This is a genomic window from Protofrankia sp. CiP3 (assembly GCF_917627345.1).
Lineage (GTDB): Bacteria > Actinomycetota > Actinomycetes > Frankiales > Frankiaceae > Protofrankia.
The window spans coordinates 4,309-5,473 of sequence record NZ_CAKJTM010000085.1 but is presented as its reverse complement, the minus strand read 5'-3'; the positions used below and the strand labels follow the sequence as shown (position 1 = coordinate 5,473).

Genomic DNA, 1,165 nt, shown 5'->3' with positions numbered 1-1,165 from the left:
CGAACCGGTTCGTTACGCCGATGCCCTGGCTGAGGCCATGGTCGGCACCGGCGCGGGGTTCGTGGTCGAGATCGGCCCGGACGGGAGTCTCACCTCGTTGGCTCGGGCGGTCGACCACCTGACCGCGGCGGCCGTCGCGTTCTCGCGTCGGAACCAGCCCGAAGTGGCTGCCGCCGTCGCCGGGCTGGCGGAGCTGTGGGCGGTTGGGGGGCCGGTCACGCGGGCTGTGCTGGCCGGGTTGATTCCCGGAGCCGCTACTCCGGGTCGGGTTGTTCCGCTGCCGACCTATCCGTTTCAACGGGATCGTTACTGGCTCGCCCCTAACCCCGCCGCTGGTCAGGTGGTGGGTGGTCATCCGTTGTTGGGCACGGTGGTGGAGGTGCCCGGCGGGGTGATGCTGGCTGGGCGGGTGTCGCTGGGTACGCATCCGTGGTTGGCCGATCATGTGATCGCCGGTGCGGTCGTGGTTTCCGGTGCGGTTCTGGTGGAACTCGCGATCAGCGCGGGAGATCGGATCGACTGCCCGGTCCTGGATGAGCTCATCATCCACGCGCCTTTGCCGATTCCGGCGTCCGGAAGCGTCGAGATCCAGGTCCACGTCACCGACACCGACGCCATTGGACGCCATCCGGTGACGGTGAGTTCGCGTCCAACAGGCGCGCAGGACTGGCGGCGAAACGCCGAGGGCTTCCTCACCGCGACCGTGAGTGCGGCCGACCAGACCGGTACGGCGATCTCGGGAACGTGGCCGCCACCGGGAGCACGCCCGATCCCCGTCCAGGACTTCTATGAGGAGCTGGCCGACCACGGATACGCCTACGGGCCGTCGTTCCAAGGTCTGACTGCGGCCTGGACCGGTGATGGGGTGATGTTCGGCGAGGTCGCCCTCCCCGAGGACACCGAGATCGACGTGTCGGGATACGGGATCCATCCCGCTCTCTTGGACGCCGCTCTTCATCTGTCGATGGCGGTGACACCATCGGGTGACACCGACAGCGTGCTCATGCCGTTCGCGTGGAACCGCGTCGCTCTGCACGCCACCGGTGCGACGAGGCTCCGGGCCCGCGCGACCCAGGGCCCCGGCGGGCTGACGGTGGACCTGGCCGACACGGCCGGTGACCCGGTCCTGACCCTGGGAGCCCTGACCACACGGCCCGTCGCCGCC

At 69.4% G+C, this 1,165-nt stretch carries 1 protein-coding gene; it reads left to right on the top strand.

The features are described from left to right. Positions 1 to 1,165 (top strand): polyketide synthase dehydratase domain-containing protein (locus tag MJ797_RS20965; RefSeq protein WP_239339639.1); only part of this gene is annotated, 1,165 nt, incomplete at both ends.